General features: G+C 69.6%; 28 protein-coding genes and 1 tRNA gene. 14 read left to right on the top strand and 15 right to left on the bottom strand.

Annotated elements, in window-relative coordinates; all coding sequences use genetic code 11:
- Positions 1 to 509 (bottom strand): TSUP family transporter (locus DJ73_RS12860; protein ID WP_176451135.1); only part of this gene is annotated, 509 nt, incomplete at its 3' end.
- A gap of 175 nt (positions 510 to 684) precedes the next feature.
- Between DJ73_RS12860 and DJ73_RS12855 the strand changes: the two genes are divergently transcribed.
- Positions 685 to 1,200, top strand: coding sequence for a redoxin domain-containing protein (locus tag DJ73_RS12855; protein WP_094558153.1), 516 nt, complete (start codon positions 685 to 687; stop codon positions 1,198 to 1,200).
- Positions 1,201 to 1,251: 51 nt separating this feature from the next.
- Here DJ73_RS12855 and DJ73_RS12850 read toward each other — a convergent pair whose 3' ends face one another.
- From DJ73_RS12850 to DJ73_RS12840, 3 genes are all read right to left on the bottom strand, one after another.
- Entirely contained in the window at positions 1,252 to 1,440 is a 189-nt protein-coding gene (locus DJ73_RS12850; RefSeq protein ID WP_094525179.1) for a hypothetical protein, read from the bottom strand.
- 144 nt (positions 1,441 to 1,584) lie between these two features.
- Entirely contained in the window at positions 1,585 to 1,719 is a 135-nt protein-coding gene (locus DJ73_RS21015) for a hypothetical protein (protein ID WP_254921650.1), read from the bottom strand.
- Positions 1,720 to 1,861: 142 nt separating this feature from the next.
- Positions 1,862 to 2,383: an Lrp/AsnC family transcriptional regulator gene (locus DJ73_RS12840; RefSeq protein ID WP_094525178.1), complete on the bottom strand. Its 522-nt coding sequence runs from the start codon at positions 2,381 to 2,383 to the stop codon at positions 1,862 to 1,864.
- A 340-nt stretch (positions 2,384 to 2,723) separates the two neighbouring features.
- Between DJ73_RS12840 and DJ73_RS12835 the strand changes: the two genes are divergently transcribed.
- The 6 genes from DJ73_RS12835 to DJ73_RS12810 are packed head-to-tail and all read left to right on the top strand — an operon-like array spanning position 2,724 to position 9,301.
- Positions 2,724 to 3,902, top strand: a complete 1,179-nt coding sequence (locus DJ73_RS12835) for a substrate-binding domain-containing protein (RefSeq protein WP_094558152.1) — start codon at positions 2,724 to 2,726, stop codon at positions 3,900 to 3,902.
- A gap of 51 nt (positions 3,903 to 3,953) precedes the next feature.
- Positions 3,954 to 5,081, top strand: coding sequence for a phosphate ABC transporter permease subunit PstC (gene pstC / locus DJ73_RS12830; protein ID WP_094558151.1), 1,128 nt, complete (start codon positions 3,954 to 3,956; stop codon positions 5,079 to 5,081).
- Positions 5,078 to 6,646: a phosphate ABC transporter permease PstA gene (gene pstA / locus DJ73_RS12825; protein WP_094558150.1), complete on the top strand. Its 1,569-nt coding sequence runs from the start codon at positions 5,078 to 5,080 to the stop codon at positions 6,644 to 6,646. Before pstC ends, pstA begins: the two co-directional genes overlap by 4 nt.
- Positions 6,643 to 7,584: a phosphate ABC transporter ATP-binding protein PstB gene (pstB, locus tag DJ73_RS12820; protein ID WP_094558149.1), complete on the top strand. Its 942-nt coding sequence runs from the start codon at positions 6,643 to 6,645 to the stop codon at positions 7,582 to 7,584. The genes pstA and pstB overlap by 4 nt, the downstream gene beginning before the upstream one ends.
- Positions 7,585 to 7,589: 5 nt before the next feature.
- Positions 7,590 to 8,258, top strand: a complete 669-nt coding sequence (gene phoU, locus DJ73_RS12815; protein WP_094558154.1) for a phosphate signaling complex protein PhoU — start codon at positions 7,590 to 7,592, stop codon at positions 8,256 to 8,258.
- 2 nt (positions 8,259 to 8,260) lie between these two features.
- Positions 8,261 to 9,301, top strand: coding sequence for an AbrB/MazE/SpoVT family DNA-binding domain-containing protein (locus DJ73_RS12810; RefSeq protein ID WP_094558148.1), 1,041 nt, complete (start codon positions 8,261 to 8,263; stop codon positions 9,299 to 9,301).
- Between the two features lie 118 nt (positions 9,302 to 9,419).
- Here DJ73_RS12810 and DJ73_RS12805 read toward each other — a convergent pair whose 3' ends face one another.
- The 9 genes from DJ73_RS12805 to DJ73_RS12765 all read right to left on the bottom strand — a co-directional run bounded on the left by DJ73_RS12805 (position 9,420) and on the right by DJ73_RS12765 (position 14,589).
- Positions 9,420 to 10,373 (bottom strand): halo transducer protein, encoded by a 954-nt coding sequence (locus DJ73_RS12805; RefSeq protein ID WP_094525222.1) that lies wholly within the window; start codon positions 10,371 to 10,373, stop codon positions 9,420 to 9,422.
- A 5-nt stretch (positions 10,374 to 10,378) separates the two neighbouring features.
- A complete protein-coding gene (locus DJ73_RS12800; protein WP_249269148.1) occupies positions 10,379 to 10,762 on the bottom strand; it encodes a low molecular weight phosphatase family protein in 384 nt (127 codons plus the stop codon).
- A gap of 270 nt (positions 10,763 to 11,032) precedes the next feature.
- The gene (gene gvpM / locus DJ73_RS12795; protein WP_094525171.1) at positions 11,033 to 11,272 is read right to left on the bottom strand and encodes a gas vesicle protein GvpM; all 240 of its coding nucleotides are present in this window, start codon (positions 11,270 to 11,272) and stop codon (positions 11,033 to 11,035) included.
- Positions 11,253 to 12,074: a gas vesicle protein GvpL gene (gvpL, locus tag DJ73_RS12790; protein ID WP_094525170.1), complete on the bottom strand. Its 822-nt coding sequence runs from the start codon at positions 12,072 to 12,074 to the stop codon at positions 11,253 to 11,255. The genes gvpM and gvpL overlap by 20 nt, the downstream gene beginning before the upstream one ends.
- The gene (gene gvpK, locus DJ73_RS12785; RefSeq protein ID WP_094525169.1) at positions 12,067 to 12,393 is read right to left on the bottom strand and encodes a gas vesicle protein GvpK; all 327 of its coding nucleotides are present in this window, start codon (positions 12,391 to 12,393) and stop codon (positions 12,067 to 12,069) included. The genes gvpL and gvpK overlap by 8 nt, the downstream gene beginning before the upstream one ends.
- On the bottom strand, positions 12,390 to 12,785 hold the full coding sequence (gene gvpJ, locus DJ73_RS21220) for a gas vesicle protein GvpJ (RefSeq protein ID WP_094558147.1): 396 nt from the start codon (positions 12,783 to 12,785) through the stop codon (positions 12,390 to 12,392). The genes gvpK and gvpJ overlap by 4 nt, the downstream gene beginning before the upstream one ends.
- A complete protein-coding gene (locus tag DJ73_RS20385; RefSeq protein WP_176451134.1) occupies positions 12,778 to 13,713 on the bottom strand; it encodes a hypothetical protein in 936 nt (311 codons plus the stop codon). The genes gvpJ and DJ73_RS20385 overlap by 8 nt, the downstream gene beginning before the upstream one ends.
- Entirely contained in the window at positions 13,710 to 13,961 is a 252-nt protein-coding gene (gene gvpG, locus DJ73_RS12770; protein ID WP_094525168.1) for a gas vesicle protein GvpG, read from the bottom strand. Before gvpG ends, DJ73_RS20385 begins: the two co-directional genes overlap by 4 nt.
- A gap of 1 nt (position 13,962) precedes the next feature.
- Positions 13,963 to 14,589, bottom strand: coding sequence for a GvpL/GvpF family gas vesicle protein (locus tag DJ73_RS12765; RefSeq protein ID WP_094525167.1), 627 nt, complete (start codon positions 14,587 to 14,589; stop codon positions 13,963 to 13,965).
- A 150-nt stretch (positions 14,590 to 14,739) separates the two neighbouring features.
- Here DJ73_RS12765 and gvpA point away from each other — a divergent pair, with 150 nt between their 5' ends.
- The 4 genes from gvpA to DJ73_RS12745 all read left to right on the top strand — a co-directional run bounded on the left by gvpA (position 14,740) and on the right by DJ73_RS12745 (position 17,363).
- A complete protein-coding gene (gene gvpA / locus DJ73_RS21365; protein WP_094525166.1) occupies positions 14,740 to 15,051 on the top strand; it encodes a gas vesicle protein GvpA in 312 nt (103 codons plus the stop codon).
- Between the two features lie 43 nt (positions 15,052 to 15,094).
- Positions 15,095 to 15,664, top strand: coding sequence for a gas vesicle protein GvpO (gene gvpO / locus DJ73_RS12755; protein ID WP_094526890.1), 570 nt, complete (start codon positions 15,095 to 15,097; stop codon positions 15,662 to 15,664).
- 199 nt (positions 15,665 to 15,863) lie between these two features.
- Positions 15,864 to 16,547 carry a haloacid dehalogenase type II gene (locus tag DJ73_RS12750; RefSeq protein WP_094558146.1) on the top strand — a complete coding sequence of 228 codons (684 nt, stop codon included), beginning with the start codon at positions 15,864 to 15,866 and terminating at the stop codon, positions 16,545 to 16,547.
- A 6-nt stretch (positions 16,548 to 16,553) separates the two neighbouring features.
- Positions 16,554 to 17,363 carry an SDR family NAD(P)-dependent oxidoreductase gene (locus DJ73_RS12745; RefSeq protein WP_094558145.1) on the top strand — a complete coding sequence of 270 codons (810 nt, stop codon included), beginning with the start codon at positions 16,554 to 16,556 and terminating at the stop codon, positions 17,361 to 17,363.
- A 49-nt stretch (positions 17,364 to 17,412) separates the two neighbouring features.
- Here DJ73_RS12745 and DJ73_RS12740 read toward each other — a convergent pair whose 3' ends face one another.
- Positions 17,413 to 18,495, bottom strand: a complete 1,083-nt coding sequence (locus DJ73_RS12740) for a CNNM domain-containing protein (protein ID WP_094525162.1) — start codon at positions 18,493 to 18,495, stop codon at positions 17,413 to 17,415.
- 153 nt (positions 18,496 to 18,648) lie between these two features.
- Between DJ73_RS12740 and DJ73_RS12735 the strand changes: the two genes are divergently transcribed.
- Positions 18,649 to 19,578 (top strand): hypothetical protein, encoded by a 930-nt coding sequence (locus DJ73_RS12735; protein WP_094558144.1) that lies wholly within the window; start codon positions 18,649 to 18,651, stop codon positions 19,576 to 19,578.
- Between the two features lie 327 nt (positions 19,579 to 19,905).
- Here the strand turns inward: DJ73_RS12735 and DJ73_RS12730 are convergent.
- Positions 19,906 to 19,979, bottom strand: a tRNA-Val gene (locus DJ73_RS12730).
- A 127-nt stretch (positions 19,980 to 20,106) separates the two neighbouring features.
- Here DJ73_RS12730 and DJ73_RS20380 point away from each other — a divergent pair.
- A complete protein-coding gene (locus DJ73_RS20380) occupies positions 20,107 to 20,244 on the top strand; it encodes a hypothetical protein (protein ID WP_176451133.1) in 138 nt (45 codons plus the stop codon).
- Positions 20,237 to 20,716, top strand: a 480-nt coding sequence (locus DJ73_RS12725) for a hypothetical protein (RefSeq protein WP_141212957.1), incomplete at its 3' end; no start/stop codon positions are given. The genes DJ73_RS20380 and DJ73_RS12725, both read left to right, overlap by 8 nt.

Genomic DNA, 20,716 nt, shown 5'->3' with positions numbered 1-20,716 from the left:
CTCCGCACGAACGCGACGAGCTGCACCCCCACGTTCGTCGCGCCGAACAGGACGCCGGAGACAGCGCCGACGGCGCCCATGACGAGCGGCGTGTCGGCGACCGCCCGGTCGCTGACGACGGGCGGGGGAGGCAACGGGACGGCGCGCTGGGCGCTCGCCACGAACGCGAGCGAGACGAGTCCGAGCAGCGCGCGCACCGGCGCCTCGGGGAGCCGATCGAGCAGGGCCATCCCGAGGATCGTGCCGACCAGCGCGGCGACGAGCAGCGGTGCGAACCGAGTTCCGCACGTGCGGAGCTCCTCGCGGGTGAGGTCGCCGACCAGCGCGACGTTCACGGCGAACATCGGGAGGATCATGAACGCGACGGCGGTCGCGGGGTCGAGCGTCGTGGCCAGTACCATCGTCCCGACGACGGCGAAGCCGAACCCCGCGACCCCGTTGACGGCGCCCGCGACCGCGACGACGAGGGCTATCGCCGCCGCCAGTTCGACGGAGAGCGCGAGGGTCATACGTTCGAGACGTGATCCCTATTTATAAACGACCGTTGCCTGTGCGGCGGCGGGGCACGGGCGCGCGAAACCGAGTTTCCGGAGCATCCGCCTTGGGCTCGGCCGCGTAACGGCGTGTGCGATCACACCGCACGATCGGCCGGGACTCATACCGCTCGGCCGCCGCGTTTCACGCATGCTTCAGACCGGACAGACGGCGCCGACGTTCGAGCTCCCCGGGGCGGGGGGCGGGCGGATCGACACGCACGGGCTGGCCGAGTACGCCGACAGCGGGTGGGCGGTCGTGGTGGTGTTCTACCCGTTCGACTTCCACCCGGTGTGTACCAGCCAGATGTGCACGCTGCGGGACAGCGAGGCGCTGTCGCTGCTGGAGAACACCGTCGTGCTCGGGATCTCCACCGACGGCGTCTACAGCCACCGCGCGTTCGCGGAGGAACACCGGATCGACTTCCCGCTGCTCTCGGACAGCGACGGTCGCGTCGCCGAGGCGTACGGCGTGCGCGCCGACGAGATGGACGACCACCGCGGGGTCGCGCGGTCGGCCCTCTTCGTGGTCGACCCCGACCGCACCGTCCGGTACGCGTGGCGGAGCGAGGAGCCGGCCGACGAGCCGGACCTTACGGCCGTCGAACACGCCGCGCGGTGTCACGGCGACGAGTGCGACCTGCCGGACGGGAAGTCGTACCTGTGAGCGCCGGCGGCGACGCGCCCCGCTCTTCCCCCACGCCGTCGCGCGATACCGCTACTCCGACGGCCGAGAGACGCCGAGCGGCTTCCGGCAGTTCTTACAGAGGAACAGGTCGTGGTTCTCGTAGAGTTGGAACGACCCGTCGTCCGCCGGTTCGAGTTCCGTCACCTCGCCCTCCGTTTCGAGGTCGTCGGTCGAATCGATGCTCGCTTCGCACTCCGGGCATTCAAGTGTGTCAGACATACGCAATCATACAATTTATTAACAGATAAACATAGTCGGGCAGTGCGGCGGCGATACACACGCGGCCCCGGGACGGGGTATCGGGGCGTCAGAGACGGCGTATCGGGGGACAAAAACGGCGGACCGGGATATCGCAGCGCCCCGCTAGTCGAAAACGGGCGAGTCGCGGTGGTGGTCGACGGCCCGGTCGATCCACTCGTCGACCGGTTCGCTCGGCTCGTCGAGGAACTCGAAGGGGTCGCCGGTTCCGTACCCGTCGAGGTCGACCGTCCGATCCAAGGCGCCTTCGAAGACGCCGAGCGACGGGGCTGTCCGGTACCCGTGGGTCGTCGAGGCCGACGACGGCGTTAGGACCCCTATGCGGGCGCCCGTTCGAAGAGCGACCCTCACTCGTCGCCCGCTGCGGGCGCGGCGGGGCCGATCACTCGACGTCGCCGTCCGCCTCCTCGAGCCCGTGCGAGCGGAGGAGGGTCTCCTCGCCGTAGTCGCGTAACATCCCGACGCTCTCGTCGGCTTTGATCGAAGTGATCACGAACTTCGAGCTCGTCCGTTGGATACCGTCTACGGCCTCGAACTCCTCGACAAGGGTTTCGACCATGTCGCGGGACGGGAGCCGCGAGACGACGATGAAGTCGGTGTCGCCCATCATGAAGTAGACCTCGTTCACGCCTTCGATATCGGCCAACTCCCGCCCGACCTTCTCCTGGTACCCCTCTCCGAACTCGGCGAGAACCTCGGTGATGACCGTGAGACCCAGTCCGGCCTTCTCGAAGTCGATCTCGAACAGATCGTTTTTGATCACCCCTCGTTCCTTCATGTTCTTGATCCGATAATGAACGGTCGACTTCGGGATACCCGTCTCCTCTTGGATGCGTTCGGGGCTGGTGGAGTCGTTCTCGGCGATCGAGCGCAGGATGCGAACGTCCCGGGCGTCGAGGCTCATCTGTCCCGCACCTCTGAGCGGGTCCGACCGCGCGCCGACCGAGTGTCAGTCATACTCGTACCGTGTCGGTAGCTGAGTAAATAGACTTGCCTCCGCGGACCCGCTCGGGAGTCGAGAATTCGGTCCGGAGCTCCGGTGGTATCCGGACGTCCTCGCGACGGTACGGACGGCCGGAGGCGTCGGTTCGTCCCCCGCTCGCCGCGGCCCCTCGTTCTTGCTATATATCGATCAGTATCAGTAATAATCGATATAATACGATACCGGTCGCACGATACCGGAAAAAATCGGTATAGTAACCTATTATAAACCTGTTTAACCGATCCACGCCTGCGTTCGCCTGATTTCACGTGATTCGGGGCGTCAAGGGGACGCGGTATCACGCCGAAAATACCTGCTCACGTCGGCCGCTATCGGGGCGGCCGGCCTCGCGGGGTGCAGCGGCAACAGCGACGACGGCAGCGACGGCGGCGACGGGGGCGACGGGGGGAGCGAGAGCGATGACAGCGGCAACACGATGGAGTCCGGGTCGTCGGGGCCGGCGACGGTGACGGCCGAGGGGTCGTCGACGGTCTACCCCATCTCGAACAAGGGGAGCTCCTACTGGAACTCGAACTCGCCGGCGAGCGACGGCGAGTACTGGGGGTCCAACGACGAGTCGTCGGTCGCCGGGTGGGGCCGGATCGAGACCGACCAGAACATCGCCGACTACTTCGCCAGTCTCTACGGCTTCGAGCCGACCGGCGAGCGGTCGAACCCGCCGTTCGCGACCCGCGTCGCGCTGAGTCACTCGGGGACCGGCTGCGAGGCGGTTCGAGACGGCCTCGTCGACATCGGGAACTCCTCCGGGCCGATCACGGCCGAGCTCGACATCAGCGAGGAGCAGCGCGACGAGAACTACGTCGACCACGTCGTCGGCCGGGACGGCCAGCCGGTGTTCGTCAGTCAGGCGATCTACGACGCCGGCGTCGAACAGCTCACCGGCGAGCAGATCCGCGGCATCTACCAGGGCGACGTCACCAACTGGAGCGAGGTCGGCGGCCCCGACAAAGAGATCTACGTGGTCGGCCGTGCCGAGGGCTCCGGAACCGACACGTCGTTCCGCCTGAACATGCTCGGTGACGCCGACGCACCGATGGACGTCGACACCCGTCTCGGGCAGAACCAGCAGGTCCAACAGGTCCTCCAAGACAACGACAACGCCATCGGCTACATGGCGCTGGCGTTCTCCGGATCGGGGATCCAGGCGATCGCGATCGACTTCGAGGGCACGGTCTACCGCCCGGACCCCGACGCCGAGAACACCATCTTCGACTCGGAGTACCCGCTGAACCGGGACCTGCACATGTACACTCGGATCACGGAGGAGACGCCCGAGGGCACGGACATGCGCGAGGCCGCGTTCCTCAACATGTTCCTGACCGAGTTCGGCCAGAAGACGTTCGTCGAGGACGTCAACTACATCACGCTGCCCACGTCCGACATCGAGGCCGAGCGCGAGAAGCTCCCCGAGCAGGCCTGAGTCCGGCTCCTCGGTCCCGCGGACACCCGTCTCGCGGTCCGACCTCATTATATGTCACTCACTACCTCCCGAACCGATTGGCGCGCTGGCATCGAGCGACGGCTGACCAGAACGCGGGAGTTCGTCGACGACGCGGACCCGGAGGCGCTGGCGGTGGTCATCGCCTCGATGGGGTCGCTCTTGACCGCCTTCGTCGGGTTCCTGTTGGCGTCGCCGTGGACGGCCGTCCCGCTCGGAGCGTTCCTGATCGCCACCGGCTACGGCTGGGTACGCCATCAGGCGCTCGTCGCCCGCGCGGTCACCTTCGCGATGACGACGGTGACGCTCGTCACGCTCGGGCTCATCGTCGTGTTCATCTTCGTCGAATCGATCCCGGCGTTCCGGTACGAGGCGGCGAGCGTCTTCGGCGTCTCCGTTCCGGGACTCGGGATGTTCGCGCAGACCCGCTGGGACGCCGTCTCGGATCCCGTCCGGTACTCGCTGCTGCCGATGATCCACGGAACGGTGATGGTGACCGCCATCGCGACGCTGGTGGCGGGGCCGCTCGGCGTCGCCGCGGCGCTGTTCATCGCCGAGATCGCGCCGCCGCGGGTCCGCGAGCTCGTGAAGCCGGGGATCGAGATACTGGCGGGGATCCCCTCGATCGTGTACGGCTTCATCGGGTTCACCGTCATCAACCCGTGGGCGAGCGACGCGTTCGCCCTCAACGGCGGCTCGACGTACCTGTTCGTCGGGATGGTCGTCGGGCTGATGGCGCTGCCGACGGTCGTCTCCGTGGCCGAGGACGCGCTGACGAGCGTGCCGGACGTGATGAAGAACGGGTCGCTCGCGCTCGGGGCGACCGACTGGCAGTCGATGACCTCGATCACGCTGCCCGCGGCCTTCTCCGGCGTCTCGGCGGCCGTGCTCCTCGGGGTCGGGCGGGCGATCGGCGAGACGATGGCCGCGACGGTGATGCTGGCCGGAATTCCGCGGATCAGCGACCCGCTCGTGAACGTCTTCTACGGCTACGAGACGCTCACATCGCTCATCGCGCGGGGGTACGGCAGCGCGAACGGGGTTCACGAGAGCGCGCTGTTCGCCGCCGGCGTCGTCCTCTTCGTCACCGTGTTGTGTCTGAGCCTCGGCTCGCAGTACATCGAGGCGCGGATGCGTCGCCGCCTGGGGGGCGCCGAATGAGCCGCGCCACGCAGACCGCGCTCGTCCGGGACGACCGCACGACGTACGAGGCGGCCGCCGGGGCCGCGGTCGGGCTCTCCGGCGTCGCCTTCGTCGTCGGCCTGGCGGCGCTGGTAGGCGCCGTCGAGATCGGCGACCCCGTCGCCGGCGTCGAGCTGTCGGTGGCGTTGGGTGCAGTGCTGCTCGCGTTGGGACTGGCGGTCGTCGGCTTCGGCGTCGCCTCGCGGCTGGGGTTCGTCGACGCGGCCCCCCAGCCCAGCGCGGGGGTCGTCGCCGCGGTCGCGTTCACGGGGATCTGGCTCGCGGCGGGGGTGACGGCGGCCGGAGCGGCCGGGATCGGGACGGTCGGCCGGCTCGGCGTCGGGACGGTCCTCGGCGGGGTCGCGTTCGCGGCGACCGCGCTCCCGCGAGAAGACGTCGGATCGACGGTGCCGGCGGGGGCGGTCGCCGTTCTCTGCGGACTGGCGCTCCTCACCGGCGTCGTCGGTCCCGGCTGGGAGCGGGCGCTCGCCGGATACAACGCGACGCTGTTCGGCGACACCGTCGTTCCCGCCGTCGTGCTGTTCGCCTCGCTGGCGACCGGCTGGAGCGCCGCGAAGGCGTACGGGGGGTTCGGCGCTCGCGGGCGGAACGTCGGCGCGTACGTGCTCATCTACCTCGTCGTCGGCTCGATACTGGCGGTGCTCGTCGGGCTCGTCGCCTTCGTCACGGCGAAGGGACTCCCCGGGCTGTTGAACGGGGTCGGCGTCGGCGGGGAGACCCTCGTCCGGTGGCCGTTCCTGACCAACGGCGCCGGGCTGTTGGCCGACGTCGCGGGGGTGTTCCCCGCCCTCGTGGGGACGGTGTGGCTGGTCATCGGCGCCGTCCTCTTCGCCGTGCCGACCGGCGTCGGCGCCGCCGTGTTCCTCAGCGAGTACGCCGAACAGGGCCGGTTCACCGGCGCCGTCGAGGTGGCGACCAACGGCCTCTGGAGCACGCCGAGCATCGTGTTCGGGCTGTTCGGCGCCGCGTTCCTGATCCCCAGATTCGGCAACCAGAAGTCGCTGATCGCCGGCATGCTGACGCTCGGGTTCATGCTGTTGCCGCTGGTGCTGATCACGAGCCGGGAGGCGATACTCGCGGTGCCCGACGAGTACCGCGACGCCAGCGCGGCGCTCGGCGTCTCCAAGTGGCAGACGATCCGCAGCGTCGTCCTCCCCGCGGCGATCCCGGGCGTCACGACCGGCGTCATCCTCGGTGTCGGACGGATCGCCGGCGAGACCGCCCCGATCCTGCTGACCATGGGCGGCGGCGTCCTCCCGGCGAAGTCGGCCGCTCCGAACGTGTTGAGCGGCTTCCGACTGAGCGCGTCCCCGCCGTTCGTCAGCAACCCCGCGCTGTTGGAGGCGACGAGCGCGCTGCCGTACCAGCTGTACGCGCTCATCACCGCGGGACTGAGCGGGAACATCCGGAACCCGCAGGAGTACGCGTGGGGACTGGCGCTGACGCTGCTGCTCGTCGTGTTGGCCTTCTACGCGGTCGGTATCGCGACGCGCTACTACTTCAGACGGAAACTCCACCAATGAGTCAGACAGAGAACGCAGACGCCGAAGACGCCACGGACGCCACAGCGGTCACGGCGAATCGCACCGACGGCCGGCGGGCCTCCACGACCGCCGGCGAGACCGCCGAGGAGACGCGGCCGGAGTGGACGAGCTACGAGGCGAGCGGCGAGACGAAGGTCGCCGTCGAGGACCTCGACGTCCACTACGGCGACGACCACGCGCTGAAGGGCGTCTCGATGGACATTCCCGAAGAGAGCGTGACGGCGCTCATCGGTCCGTCCGGCTGCGGGAAGTCGACGTACCTCCGGTGTCTCAACCGGATGAACGACCGCATCCGCGCCGCCAGCGTCGACGGGACGGTCGAGCTCGACGGCGAGGACGTCTACCAGGACGGCGTCGACCTCGTCGAGCTTCGAAAGCGGGTCGGGATGGTGTTCCAGAGCCCCAACCCCTTCGCCAAATCGATCCGCGAGAACGTCTCCTACGGACCGCGGAAACACGGCGACATCGAGACGGGCCTCCTCGCGCGGTTGACCGGCCGCGCGGAGCCCGAACGCGAGGCGCGGCTCGTCGAGCGATCGCTCGAGCGGGCCGCGCTGTGGGAGGAGGTGAACGACCGGTTGGACGACAACGCGCTCGGACTGTCCGGCGGCCAGCAACAGCGGCTCTGTATCGCCCGGTGTCTCGCCGTGGACCCGGAAGTCATCCTCATGGACGAGCCGGCGTCGGCGCTCGACCCGATCGCCACGGCGAAGATCGAGGACCTCATCGAGGACCTCGCGCAGGACTACACGGTCGTCGTCGTCACCCACAGCATGCAGCAGGCGGCCCGCGTCTCCGACCAGACCGCGGTCTTCCTGACCGGCGGCGAACTCGTCGAGTACGACGACACGGAGAAGATCTTCGAGAATCCCGAGAGCCAGCGCGTCGAGGATTACGTTAGCGGGAAGTTCGGGTGATCGCCGTGTCCCGCGAAGCGTACCGCGAGTCGCTGGACGAGTTGCGGGCCGACGTAGAGTCGATGGCGGACGGCGTGCTGTGGCAGCTCCGGCGAGCACTCGACGCGCTCGAAGGCGGCGACCGCGGGCTGGCCCGCGAGGTGATCGAGGGCGACGAACGCGTCAACCGGCAGTACCTCGACCTCGAGGGCGACTGCGTCGAGCTGATCGCGCTCCAGCAGCCCGTCGCCGCGGACCTCCGCTTCGTGGTCGCGTCGTTCAAGATACTCACGGATCTGGAACGGGTCGGTGACCTCGCGACGAACCTCGCCCGGTACGCCCTCGCCGGGAGCGCGGACGTCGTCTCCGACGTCCGGGTCGGAGGGATCGGCGAGACCGTCACCGGTCAGCTCCGGGCGGCCGTCGACGCGTACGTCGACGCCGATTCCGAGGCGTGTCGAGCGATCGCCGACCGCGACGACGCGCTCGACGCGGCGTGTCAGAACGCCAGCGACGCGGTCGTTCGCGAGCTGATCGCCAGTGATCCCGATCGCTGGGAGATCGAGCGGCTGCTCGACGACGTGTCGCGGCTGCTGCTCACGATACGCGACCTGGAACGAATCGCCGATCACGCCGTCAACGTCGCCGCGCGCACGCTGTACATGAACGACGGTGACCTCGAACTAGTCTACTGACCATGGAGACCAGAAAGCTGCAGGAGGTCGGCGGCGGCACGTTCACCGTCTCGATTCCGAAGGGGTGGGCGAAGAGCCACGGCTTCGAGGTGGGGATGGAACTGCGGCTGTACACCCACCGTGACGGCTCGATCCTCGTCCGGTCCTCGGCCGCCGACGTCGACCGCCTCGGCGAGGCGACGATCGACATCGGCGACGACGCCGACACCGACGCCGGCGGCGGTCCCGAGGCCGTTCGACGCGCGGTTCGGACGGCTCACGCGGTCGGCTTCGAGACGATAACGCTGCGTCGGGCGGAGGCGTTCTCCGACGCGGAGCGCAGCGCCGCGCGGTCCGCGGTTCGCGGGTTGGTCGGGACGAACGTGCTCAGCGAGTCGGACTCGGAGATCACGATCAGACACCTCTTGGACACCGCCTCCGTCTCGGTCCGTCAGTCCGTCGTACAGCTCCGATACGCGGTCGTCTCGCTCCTCCGCGACGCGACCGAGGCCTTCGTTGACGCCGCGGACGCGCGGTCGAGGATCCGCGACCGCGCCGACGAGGCGCGCCGCTCCGCGGAGATGGTCACGCGGCACTTCTCTCGGTCACTGGTGTCACACGCCGAGCTCGACGCGCTCGGTGTCTCCCGGCCCGACCTGTTCGCCTACTACGCGGCCGCTCGCCGTCTCGAGGCAGTCGCCGACCAGGCCGTCCGGATAGCGGGGATCGGCGAGAAGCTGTCTGAGCCGCTCGCCGACGAGGCGGCCGCGGACGTGCGCCCCGTGGCCGACGACGTCGCCCTCGCCGTCGACGACGCGGTGACGGCCGTCCTCGACGGCGACGGAGCGGCGGCCCGGCGGGCGAGGGAGCGGTGCGACGACGCCGCGGCGGGCATCGAGTCGATCGACGGGCGGCTGTACGGCGGCGCGGTCCCGGGGCCGGTCTCCGCGGCGGTCGCGCTGTCGGACGCGCTCGCGCGTCTAGAACGGGCGGCCGACTGCGCTCGGTCGGTGACGGAGACCGCCGCCGCCGCCGCGATCCGCGACGAGAACACGCGGAACTGACCGCTCGGACGGCGCGGTCGTCCGGCGTAGGACAGAGCGGCCGGCCCGACGCGGGCGGCGGGCGCGGCGTCGACGCTCGACGCTTCTCCGGCATCCACGCGACTGCCGGGAGACGCGCTTATCCGTCGATCGCGGGGCGATACTCCTCGACGAGGGCCTCGACCTCGGCCCACGGGACCGGCGGCTCCATCGAGTCGAGCGCCTCGTCGAGCGCGGCCAGTCGGTCGCCGAACCGCGCGGTCCACTCGGGCTCGGCGCGCGCGGCGAGCCGCTCGCCGGCGGTCTCGTGACGGGCGCGGACCTCGTCGAGTCGCGGCCCGATCCCCGACGGCGGGGCGTCGCCCTCGCGCTCGGCCCACGTTCGGAGCGCCGCCAGTTCGGCCCGGACGTCCGCGATCAGCAGCGACGCGACGCGGTGTCGAACCGTCGCCGCGGCCCATCTGGCCGCCGCGCCGCGCTCGCTCCCGGCGGCCTCCCCGTCGGCGGCGAGCGATTCGACGGCGGCGTCGAGCTCGTCCACCGACGCCGCGAGCGCGTCGACGTCGGCGTCGAGTTCCTCGACGCGCCGGTCGGAGTCGGCGAGCCATCCCTCGAAGGAATCGATCTCGAACTGGAGGTCGTCGGCGGCGCGCTGGACCTCGGTCGCGGCGGTCGTCACCCGCTTGACCCGTCGCGCGATCTCGTAGAGATCGCCGTCTCCCTTCATGTCGAGCACCTCCTGAACGGCGTCACCGAGGTCGTCCGCGCGGCTCTCGACGTCGGCGAGACGCGCGTCGAAGTCGTCGAGGCGCCCGGACACGGGAGCCAGGTCCGCGACCGGAGCGGCCGCCTCCCGCGCGCCGTCCAGCTTCCCGGCCGCGAGCTCCGTCCGCGTCTCGGCGGTCGTCACCACGAGCGACGCGTTCGCGACCGCGTCGTCGACGGCCGCCCGGCGGACGACCCCGTCCCGGGCGACGATCGCGAGCGTCTCTCGCGTCTCGCCGGCGCCTCCCCCGTCGTCGACGACGGCCGCCGCTCGTTCGACGGACGCGCCGTCGAGATCCGCCGGCTCGCCGTCGGGCGTCTCAGTCATCCGCGTCACCCCGCGGACGGCGTCTCCGACAGCAGTTCGTCGAACAGCGCGTCGACCCGCTCGGCGATCTCGTCGCGGATCTCGCGCACCTCCGCGAGCGGGCGACCGTGCGGGTCGTCGAGCCCCCAATCGCGGTTCTCGCCGTTCCACGCCGCCGGGCAGACGTTCGACGCCGAACAGCCCATCGTGACGACCAGGTCAACCGCCCGCAGCTCGTCCGGCGTTACCTCCCGCGGCGTCCGGTCGCCGAGCTCGACGTCCAGTTCGCGCATCGCCTCGACGACGACGTCGTGGACGCGATCGGCGGGGCGCGTCCCGCCGGTGACTATCTCGATCCGATCGGTCGCCTCGCGGCGGTCGCGCTCGCGACGGGCGAACGCGGCCGCCATCTGGCTCCGTCCCGCGTTCTGGACGCAGACGAACGCGATCCGGTGGTCCGGTCGATCGCTGTGATGGCTCACGACACGGTATGCGCGCGGCATCAGTAAAATCGTTACTCGGGACCGATACGGAGGGCTATAGAGCGATATAGCGATCCGTGAGCGTCGGAACCCTCCTTCAGGGTCGTCACGTTCCGGACCGTCGCGACGGCGTCTCAGGCACCGGATCGACAGAGGCGTCGTCGAGGCGGTCCGGGGGAGGCCCGGGGACGCGGCGCGCTACTCGATCCGCTCGCCGGCCGCCCCGCGATTCCCGAGTCGGTGCGCCTCGTCCCACTCCTCGAAGACGCCGTGCTCGGTCATCGTCTTCATTCCGGCGAGCGCCGCTCGGAGTTTGAGTCCGACGAGCGGGACGTCGGCGACGGTGATGACGACGTCCGCCTCGACGACCGCTCCAGTCCGGAGAACGGCGTCGACGAGGTCGACGAGGGCGTCGTCGTCAGACTTCGTCGGACGCATCCGTTCCTCCGTCGAGTTCGGGCGTGAACGTGTACGGCGGCCACGGACCGGTGAACCGCACCTCGATACCGGGGTCGACCGCGACGTCATCGAGCAGTAGTCCGACGGCCTCCCGTTCGTCGTCGGTCGCGAGGACGGCGAAGCGAGCGAGGACGTCGACGTTCTCGTCGGCATCGCCGATGTCTAACCCCGCTCTCGAACGGTCGCCGAGGTCGACGAGCTCCGTCGCCTCGCCCCCGAGACGATCGGCGAGGTCGGCCGCCTCCGCGCGGCGCTGTTCGTCGAGCAGTCGGTCGAGGCGGGTCTCGTACCGCTTAGTGAGCAGAAACCGCGTGCCCTCGTCGGCCTCGTTTCGGCGCTCGGCGAGGGCGCGGAGGTCCGCGTCGGTCGCCTCGAGCTCGTCGCGGGCGGCGTCCTCGTCCCAGACGACCTCGACGCGGTACTCCCACCGCTCGGCGAGCGCGTCGAGGTGGTCGGTCAACCGTTCGGACTCCGCGTCGAGCCACGAGCGGACCGCGTCGTCATCGCCGCGGATGACGGTGTCGAACTGGAACGGCAGCGGCGTCCCGAACGCCTCGCCCGCGTCGTCGACGACGGACTGGTGGGCGAGTATCCAGCGTCGAATCCGCGTCGCGGAGTCCGAGTCGTAGAGCGAACCGCAGTCGTGGACGACGGCGGTCAGTCCCGCCTCGCGGACGAGCCGAACCGGTTCGTCGTCCAGTCCGGTCGTCGACAGCGACTCGTCGCCGTCGGGAGCGACGCAGTAGAGATATCTCCCCTCGTCGAACGCGGTCTCAGTCACGGCTCGTCTCCCCCGGCACCGCGCCGCGTCGGTCGCGGTCCAGTCGGCGAACGGCGTCCGAGACCAGCGAGTCGAGGTCGCCGCGCAGCCGATCGACGTCGTCGCCGATCTCCGCCTCCGCTTTCAGTCGCTCCAGTTCGTCCTCCATCGCCGCGAGCTGACGGCCGAGCCGCTCGATCTCCTCGTCCGTGAGCGACTCCGACTCCATCCGGCGGACGGCCTCCCGCTCGAGCGCCTCGACCAGCAGCTCGACGACGGTGACGACGAGCGCCGTCAGCCCGTTCGTCGCCTCGTCGCCGTCGATATCTATCGTCGTCATCGGTCGTCGGTACCGTCGGCCTCGGTCGTTCGCTCGGCGGGCCGTCCGTCGCCGGTCGTCCCGTCGGGGTCATCGCCGTCGCCGGTCGTTCCGTCCTCGAGGTCGACCGTCTCGACGTCCGTCGACGCCCCTCGTTCGGGTGACGCCCCGAGTCCACGCCGCTGAGACGCCGCCTCGACGCGCTCCGTGTCCGTTCCCTCGGGGAACTCCAGTCCGTACTGGGAGGCCGTCTCGAACGAGGCGATCGCCGCTCGGAGCTCGATGCCGAGCAGTTCCGTCTCCCCGACGGAGACGGCGATATCGGCGTTGATGACGACGCCCTTATCGAGGAGCATCTCCACGACGTCGGCGAGGTTATCCGTCTGCCGGGTCGGGGCCGTTCCGTCAGTCATCCTCGGTCCCCGTTCGCTCGCTCGCGCCTTCGAACCGCTGCCCGTAGACGCGGGGGCGATTCGGCGCGGTCGAGTAGCGCGTCTCCTCGGGCACCGTCGAGAAGCGGGTCGCGCCCCCGAGATCCGGCCGCGACGTCGCCATCGTCGAGACGGCGGTCTGGTTCCGCGAGTTCGGCCGACCGACGGACTCGGTTCGGTCTCGGTTCGTTTCGACGACATCGCTGAGCCGCTCGCGGGCGTCGAGGATGCTCTCGCGGAACTCGGCGACCGAGTCGCTGATCGCCTTCTGGATGGCGGCCTGCTTCGACTCGTCGGTCTCCAGCAGTCCGAGTTCGGGCTTCGACGGCGCCGTCCCGTCGTCCGAGGCGTCGGCCGCGTCGGCGTCATCGCTCTCGTCGGCGCCGTCGAAGCCCGAGGCGCCGTCGAGGTGCCCGTCGTCCGTCTCGGCGTTTGCGCCCTCGGCGTCGTCGGCGAACAGGTCGGCGACGGCCGCGTCGAACTCGCGTTTGTTCCGCCAGAACTCCCGGACGTCGACCGCGCTCCAGAGGTCCGTGAGTTCGACGAGTTCGCCGAGATTCCGGAGTTCCACGGCGTCCTCCGGGTCGCCGCCGGCGACCGCCTCGGGGACGTCCCCCGCATCGACGGCGTCGGGGAGTTCACTCACGTCGACCGCGTCGGGGAGATCTCCGAAGTTGATCGTCTCCAACACGTCCTCGGCCTCGTCGGCGACGTCGCGGAACTCCTCGAAGATCTCCGCGGCGCGTTCGCGCTCCGCCGGGCCGTCGTCGAGACCGGCCAGTTCGCGCAGGCGGACCTCGACCTCCCGGACGAGTTCGCCCGCCTCCTCGACGGCGTCGGGCGTGTGCTCGACGGTGACGACATCGTCGATGCCGTCGCCATCGTCCGTCGTGCGGTCGCCGTCCGTCATCGTTTCACCTCGACCCTCCCCTGGAGGTTTTCGTGTGCGGCCTCGGCCACCGCCAGTCGCTCCTCCAGCTCGGCCCGTCGCTCTCGGTACTCCGCCTCGGAGCGCTCGCCGAGCTCGTGGAGCAGGCGGTTCTCCTTGAGCTCGTCGCGGATCGAATCGACGTCGTGTAGCTCCTCGATCGCCATCGAGTGAAGGGTGTTAAGCAGCGAGACGAACGGCCTGAAGAGGAGGTCGTCGACGAGAAACATCTCACTGCGCCGCCCCGACCTCGATGTCGACGAAGTTGTACGGTGCCCACGGACCGCTGTACCGGACGGTCACGCCGTCGTGATCGTCCCGAACGGCCTGGACGGTCTCCGAGAACGCCTCGCGGTTGTCGGAGGCGACGAGATACGCCCGATTCAGCGCGAGGCGGTCGCTGAAGAGGTCGTTCTCGACGTCGCGCTCGGCGGCGGCCGCGAGGCGGTCGGCGATGTTCTGCAGGGCCGCCTCCTCGACGACCTCGCCCTCGTCGACGACGACCTTGACGCCGAGCTCGACGGTCCCGTCGACGTCGAGCAACGCCTTCCGGAAGGCCCGGCGGCCGCTCCGGAGGACGTTCTTGAGCGCCCGTCCGCTCTTGAAGACCATCCCGAACCGCATCGGGACGGCGGTGCGGCCGTCGCCGAACGCCATGACTTCCCGGAGCACCTCGTCGTGCGCGCGGACGTTCTCGTCCGACCGCTCGGGGTCGAGCGTGTCGATGTCGCTGACGACGGCCGAGAGCGTCCGGTACCGGACCGTCCGAATCGGCGTCCCGCCGTCGACGCCGGTGACGTCCAGTTCGAACTCCTCGTCGTCGACGACGCCGTAGGTGTAGATGTGATTTCCGTTCATCAGAGCGCGATGTTAACACAGGCTCGCTCCCCCGAATCAATATTTATTACCTCCATTGAAACGAACGGCGGCGAGTAAGACGGGATTTATTTCGACCGAGATCGGCTAGCAGCCGCATAATAAATAACAAAGCGGGGGACCGGAGTTGCAATGCCCGCCTCAGCATCACCCGACTCATCGAGTCTCGCGGAGGTTCTCGACCGCATCCTGGATAAGGGAATCGTCATCGACGTCTGGGCGCGGATCTCGGTCGTCGGTATCGAGATCCTGACGATCGAAGCGCGCGTCGTCGCCGCGTCGATCGACACGTTCCTGACGTACGCCTCGGAGATGTCGAAGATAGAGCAGGCCACCCAGACGGGCGACTTGGACGACATCCGCGACCTCGAGATCGAAACGACCTCCGCCCGGGAACACGAGCAGGCGATGGAGAAGCGTCGAGCCGGCGTCGACGCCTCCTAGAAGTGGTGGCCGCTGAACACGTGCTCGACCGAGGGTTCCGCTCGTGACACCGGACACCGACGGGTCGGCAGACGTCGAGTCGATCGACGGGGTCGGACCGGAGACGGCCGAGAAGCTCCGGGACGAGGGAATCGAGACGGTCGCCGACCTCCACGGCGCAGAGCGGAGCGACCTGTACGACGTCGGCGGCGTCGGCGCGGCGACCGCGTCGGAACTCGTTTCGCTCGTCGGCGATGCGCCTGAAGACGAAGGGACGGTGTCCGACGAAACGAGCGGCGACGAGCCGGAGAACCGATCGCACGACGAGCCGGGGGAGACCGGCGTCGCGGACGACGAGGCGTCGCCGGAGACGGCGGGGCTCATGACGGTCCGGAACAAAGCGATCGACGTGGCCCCGGATCTCACCGGACGCGACCTCGACGGCATCATCGAGGTCACGAACAGCGGCGAGGGATGGGTCGCGGTCGTCGAGACGATCGAACGGAAGTCCGTTCCGGACACGCAAGACATCCTCGGCCGGTACGAGATCGAGTTCACCGACGACGGAACGGTCGCCGGCTACCGCCGCGTGAACCGCTACCGGCGGACGGAGTCGAACCCCGACGAGCTCTGACGACCGCCGCCTCCGGTTCGTCTTCGAGCGGTTATCGAGGCCCTCGAATCAGTGCGTTTCAGTCCCGGAAGACCGGTTCGTTCGATAGTCGAAGCGGTACCCGTCGCGTCGCCGCCCCGCGAGCCAGGTCACGGACGGGACGACGCCGAGCGCGTCGACCACCGGGAGTAATGACGCGAGCGACCGTAGGCCGACGCGAATGACGTTCGACCCAGACCGCGTCCGGACCGTGACCTTCGACTCGTACAGCACGCTCGTCGACGTGGAGGCCGCCGAGGCCGCGCTGGCCGAGCGCGTCGCCGACCCCGAGCCCGTGTCGCGGCTCTGGCGGTCTCGCTCGCTGGCGTACACGTTCGTCGCGAACGCGGTCGACGCTTACCAGCCGTTCTACGAGATGAACCGGGACGCGCTGACGTACGCCCTAGAGGCGCACGGCGTCGACCTCCCGGCCGCCGAGCGCGACGAGATCCTCGCGGTGTACCACGAGTTGGAGGTTTTCGACGACGTTCGGTCGGGGATCGAGCGCCTGCGCGACGGGGGGTACGAGCCGTACGTGCTCTCGAACGGGAACCCGGCGATGCTGGAGTCGATGGTCGAACACGCCGGGATCGCGGACCTCGTGGCGGACGCCATAAGCGCCGACGAGGTGGAGACGTTCAAGCCGGCCGCGGAGTTGTACCGCCACGGGGCCGCCCGGACCGGGACGCCGATCGACGAGATCGTCCACGTCACCGCGGGCTGGTTCGACGTCATGGGCGCCGCCAACGCGGGGATGCAGGCGGTTCGCCTCGACCGGAAGGGGACCCCTTGGGAGCCGTTCGACGGGGAGCCCGACGACACGGTCGAGTCGATCCACGAACTGGCGGACGCGCTGGGGGTCTGAGCCGCGATGTCCGACGGCCACGCGGAGGCGGGGGAACCGTTCCGTCCCCCGGTCGACGCGCTCCCGGACCTCTCCGGGAAGGTCGCCGTCGTCACGGGCGGCGGCCGCGGGATCGGGCGGGCGATCGCGCTCGGGCTGGCCGCCGCGGGGGCGACGGTCGTCCCCGCGGCGCGGACCGAGCGCGAGGTCGAGGCGGTCGCCGACGAGGCCCGCGATCTCGGCGTCGAGGCGCGCGGGATCGCGGCGGACGTGACGGACGACGCCGACGTCGACGCGCTCGTCGGGGAGACGGTCGACGCGTACGGCTCGCTGGACGTGCTCGTCAACAACGCGGGGTTCAACCCCGACGGCGCGCTCGGCGATCCCGCCGACGTCGACGCCGCCGCGGTCGACGACGTGCTCGACGTGAACCTGCGGGGCGCGTTCCGGACGCTCCGGGCGGCCGGCCCGCACCTGAGAGAGGCCGAGGGGTGCGTCGTCAACGTCGCCAGCGTCGCGGGCGAGGTCGGCCTGCCGCGGCAACACCCGTACGTCGCCTCCAAACACGGGCTCGTCGGGCTCACGAAGAGCGCGGCGATCGACTGGGCGCCGGACGTCCGGGTGAACGCGGTCGCGCCGGGCTACGTCGCGACCGACCTCACCGAGCCGCTCCGGGAGAACGAGCGGCTCCGGGAGTCGATCCTCGACCGGACCCCGATGGACCGGTTCGCAGACCCGATGGAGGTCGCCGGGCCCGTCGTCTTCCTCGCCAGCGACGCGGCGAGCTTCCTCACCGGCGAGACGCTCGCCGCCGACGGCGGCTGGACCGCGCGGTGAGGGGGGTCGGTCGAACGCGGCGTCGCGTCGTCGCCGGCCGAGCGGAGTCTCACGCCGACTGCGGCCGGCCGTCGAGCGCGACGTCGAGGGGGTCTTCGATCTCGCCGACGACCGCCTCCAGCGCGTCCGTCGCCGTGACCAGTCCGAGGACGCGCCCGTCGTCGACGACGAGCGCGAGCTCCTGTTTGGCGTCCTGAAACCGGTCGACGGCGTCGCTGATGTGCGCCTCGGGCCCGAGCGTCATCGGCGGGGCGGCCAGGTCTTCGAACGCGGCCGCGCCGTCGCGGAGCGCGTCGACCCGCTCGACGACGGACGGGACGTAGACGATCCCGAGGAAGTCGTCCGGGTCGGCGATGTCGTCGTCGACCAGCGGGAACCGCGTGTGCGGGCTGCCGCCGATCCGGTCGATGTTCTCCGCCGCGCTCGCCGTCGTCGAGAGGAAGACGACCTCCTCGCGGGGCGTCATGACCTTGTCGACCGTTATCTCGCCGATCGTGAGGGCGTTGAGGACTTCCTCGCGTCGCTCGACGGTGAGGTCGCTTCGGGAGAGGAGCGAGCCGAGCCGGTTGCGAAGGTCCGCTCGCGACTCGACCCGGTCGGTCTCCGTCTCGAGCCACGCCCCCGTCATCTCGACGCCGAAGCGGCGAAGCGTCCACTTGGCGACCCCGTCGCCGATGACGATGACCGGGTACAGCAGCTTCGCGAACCAGTAGAGCGGCGTCGCGCCGTACCGGGCGACGAACTTCGTGCGCTCGACGCCGAGGTAGGTGGGCGTCTGCTCGCCGTGCGTGAGGTGGAGCAGGTTGATGATGATGAAGGCGACGAGCGCGCCGGCGCCGACCGACGCGAGCGCCGTGTTCTCGAACAGCGGATCGAGGAGCTCGCGGAGCGCCGGCTCCGCGACGATCCCGACCGCGATGCTCGTCGCCGAGATCCCCACCTGACAGCTCGTGAGGTAGATCTCCAGGTCCTGCGTCATCTCCCACGCCCGCCGGAGCCCGGGCGCGTCGAACTCCGACTCCGAGAACTGGCGGACGCGGGTCAGGGCGAACTCGATCGCGACGAAGAACCCGTTCGCCAGAATGAGCAGGGCCCCGGCCGTCAGGCGGACGGCGACCTCGATGCCGTTCATACGGAAGGGTGGTCGCGTGGGGCTCAAATAGATGGCCACGATCCCCGTGCGGTCGGAGCGGAGACCCCCGCAGTGGGGATCGGTCGTCCGTCGCGTGCGACGGGGCGGAAGCGACACCCGCGGATATATCACCGGAGCGACCGATCTCCCGCTGTGAACCGCCCTCCAACGGATATCACTCGGCGACGAGCGCTGCGGGCGATCGGCGGCGTCGGCGCCGCCTCCCTCTCGGGGTGTCTCTCGCCGATCTCGCGGTCGGACCGCTGTCCGGGCTCGAACGAGGGGACCCTCGATCTGGACGACGCGACCGCGACCGGCGTCTCGAACGAGTTCAGCAGGCCGCTCGACATGCTACCGCACGCGACGCGGGTCCCCGTCGCGGACGCGCTGGAAACCGAGACCGGCGAAGCGACGGCCCGCGGGTACTACCGCCCCGACCCGCGGACGGAGTTCGTCGTCGCGGGTCCCGGACCGGACTACTACCGGCTTCGGGTGACGGAGCACGACCGGATGCAGACGACCGGGTACGAGTACGCGGTCGAAATCGACGTCGACGACTCCGCGCTCCCCGGGGGCGGGCCGGTCCGCTCGGTCGCGGAGGTGCCCGCTCACGACCGCGAGTCGCTCCGCGACGCGATCGGGAATCCGGGACTCCTCCACGCGCCGCACTACACGTCGTTCTCGGTCGTGTTCGCGTACGAAGACGCCGACGCGCGAGACCGGTCGGCGTTCGTCCCCGAAGCGGACGCGCGCTATCTGGAGTGGGACGGGGTCCCGATTCGGGTGATCTTCGAGGAGCGGCGGCCCGTCGAGATCGCGAGCGCGACCGTCCGAACCGAACGCGTCGCGACGTCGCCGGACGAGTTCAGGGCACACGTCGGCGAGCGGCGCGGCGTCGTCCTCGACTCTCTCTCGGCCGACCAGCGAGACGTCGTGGACCGGGCCATCGACGGGACGTACGCCGAGTGCGAGCCGTACTCGGAGCCGTTCGGCGCCCTCCGAGACCGGCTCTCGACCGGCGGCGACGAGGCCGCGCCGCTGGTCCGGTACGACGGCGACTGGTACTTCTGTCACCTGTCCTGACCGCGAGTCGGGACGGCTCGGTCGAGTCGTGTGTCGCCGTCGGTCGCGGGGGTGCTCGCGACAGCGACAGCGGGCTCGGGCGGGTTCGAACCTCACTCACTCCGCTCGCTACGCTCGCTCCGTTCCCTGCTTCGAACCGCGCTCTCAGACACGCACGACGCTGTCGCTCACGGACTGTTCGCGACAGCGACAGTGGGCTCGGGCGGGTTCGAACCACGGTCGCTCCCGTTCGCTCGCTACGCTCGCTCACCTCCCGCTCTCTGATTCGAACCACGCCCTCGGACAGTCATAGCGGCGCCGCTCACGTGGTGTTCGCGGCGCCGGTAGTGGGCTCGGGCGGGTTCGAACCGCCGATCTCAGCCTTGTAAAGGCCGCGTCATAACCAGCTAGACCACGAGCCCTCACGGGTTGCAACCCGTCCGGAGCGGAAAACGGTTTCTAATCAACTTCGAGACACGTAAAAACCCACCTCGCGCGCGGCCTCAGTCGGGTGGTTTTGCTGGTTCGAGTCAGGGGGTGACTGCGTAGATGGCGGTCTCCTCCGGGCCGTTCTGTGGTGCGCTCGGTTGTCGCGACGACGCCGAGGTCATCATCGAGAACCGCTACGGGAAGCGCTACGCCTGCGACGAACACGCCGACGACGGCGAGGTGGTCGGCGATGTCTGAGGACGACGACGTGTCCGCCCGTGACGCCCTTGCGATCGCGCAGCGAGCTCTCGCCCGCGTCAACGAGTTCGAGGATCGTATCGACAAGCTCGAGGCGCAGCGTGGTGAGCTCCAGGAAGACCTCACCGCGGTGAAGCTCCGCCTCTCGGAGATCGACGAGGAGCGCCCCTACGACTCGCTGTCGATCAACGAGAAAGTCGGGATGGTTCGTGAGCACGCGTTCCGGAAGGCGACAGACCGGAACGGCCGGGCGAAGCTGGACTACGACGACGTGATGTACGAGGTGTTCGACGGGAAGCCCGGCTCGAAGCACTGCTACAAGCTCATCCGGCTCGCCGCCGGCCTTGAGGCCGACGAGAAGACCGGTGGGACGATCCCCGGTTTCACGGCCCGCAACCCGTCGGGAGGTAACTACCACCTCGCCGTCGACGCTGCCGAGGCCAAGCGCGGCGAGGTCTTTTTCCCGAGAACA

The organism is Halorubrum sp. Ea1 (assembly GCF_002252965.1).
In the GTDB taxonomy this organism is placed as follows: Archaea; Halobacteriota; Halobacteria; order Halobacteriales; family Haloferacaceae; genus Halorubrum.
Note: the sequence above shows the minus strand (reverse complement) of the source record. Positions and strands in the feature narration are given on the sequence as shown.

Excerpts from the sequence above, each read along its gene's own strand:
- DJ73_RS12740 (WP_094525162.1), bottom strand. The coding sequence starts at position 18,495 with ATGAACGGCATCGAGGTCGCCGTCCGCCTGACGGCCGGGGCCCTGCTC.
- DJ73_RS12800 (WP_249269148.1), bottom strand. The coding sequence starts at position 10,762 with ATGGCGGCCGCGTTCGCCCGTCGCGAGCGCGACCGCCGCGAGGCGACC.
- DJ73_RS12805 (WP_094525222.1), bottom strand. The coding sequence starts at position 10,373 with ATGACTGAGACGCCCGACGGCGAGCCGGCGGATCTCGACGGCGCGTCC.
- pstB (WP_094558149.1), top strand. The coding sequence starts at position 6,643 with ATGAGTCAGACAGAGAACGCAGACGCCGAAGACGCCACGGACGCCACA.
- gvpA (WP_094525166.1), top strand. The coding sequence starts at position 14,740 with ATGCCCGCCTCAGCATCACCCGACTCATCGAGTCTCGCGGAGGTTCTC.
- DJ73_RS12750 (WP_094558146.1), top strand. The coding sequence starts at position 15,864 with ATGACGTTCGACCCAGACCGCGTCCGGACCGTGACCTTCGACTCGTAC.
- DJ73_RS20385 (WP_176451134.1), bottom strand. The coding sequence starts at position 13,713 with ATGACGGACGGCGACCGCACGACGGACGATGGCGACGGCATCGACGAT.
- gvpJ (WP_094558147.1), bottom strand. The coding sequence starts at position 12,785 with ATGACTGACGGAACGGCCCCGACCCGGCAGACGGATAACCTCGCCGAC.
- DJ73_RS12840 (WP_094525178.1), bottom strand. The coding sequence starts at position 2,383 with ATGAGCCTCGACGCCCGGGACGTTCGCATCCTGCGCTCGATCGCCGAG.
- gvpM (WP_094525171.1), bottom strand. The coding sequence starts at position 11,272 with ATGCGTCCGACGAAGTCTGACGACGACGCCCTCGTCGACCTCGTCGAC.
- DJ73_RS12810 (WP_094558148.1), top strand. The coding sequence starts at position 8,261 with ATGGAGACCAGAAAGCTGCAGGAGGTCGGCGGCGGCACGTTCACCGTC.
- pstC (WP_094558151.1), top strand. The coding sequence starts at position 3,954 with ATGTCACTCACTACCTCCCGAACCGATTGGCGCGCTGGCATCGAGCGA.
- pstA (WP_094558150.1), top strand. The coding sequence starts at position 5,078 with ATGAGCCGCGCCACGCAGACCGCGCTCGTCCGGGACGACCGCACGACG.
- DJ73_RS20380 (WP_176451133.1), top strand. The coding sequence starts at position 20,107 with ATGGCGGTCTCCTCCGGGCCGTTCTGTGGTGCGCTCGGTTGTCGCGAC.
- DJ73_RS12745 (WP_094558145.1), top strand. The coding sequence starts at position 16,554 with ATGTCCGACGGCCACGCGGAGGCGGGGGAACCGTTCCGTCCCCCGGTC.
- DJ73_RS12765 (WP_094525167.1), bottom strand. The coding sequence starts at position 14,589 with ATGAACGGAAATCACATCTACACCTACGGCGTCGTCGACGACGAGGAG.
- DJ73_RS12855 (WP_094558153.1), top strand. The coding sequence starts at position 685 with ATGCTTCAGACCGGACAGACGGCGCCGACGTTCGAGCTCCCCGGGGCG.
- gvpK (WP_094525169.1), bottom strand. The coding sequence starts at position 12,393 with ATGACGACGATAGATATCGACGGCGACGAGGCGACGAACGGGCTGACG.
- gvpG (WP_094525168.1), bottom strand. The coding sequence starts at position 13,961 with ATGTTTCTCGTCGACGACCTCCTCTTCAGGCCGTTCGTCTCGCTGCTT.
- DJ73_RS12850 (WP_094525179.1), bottom strand. The coding sequence starts at position 1,440 with ATGTCTGACACACTTGAATGCCCGGAGTGCGAAGCGAGCATCGATTCG.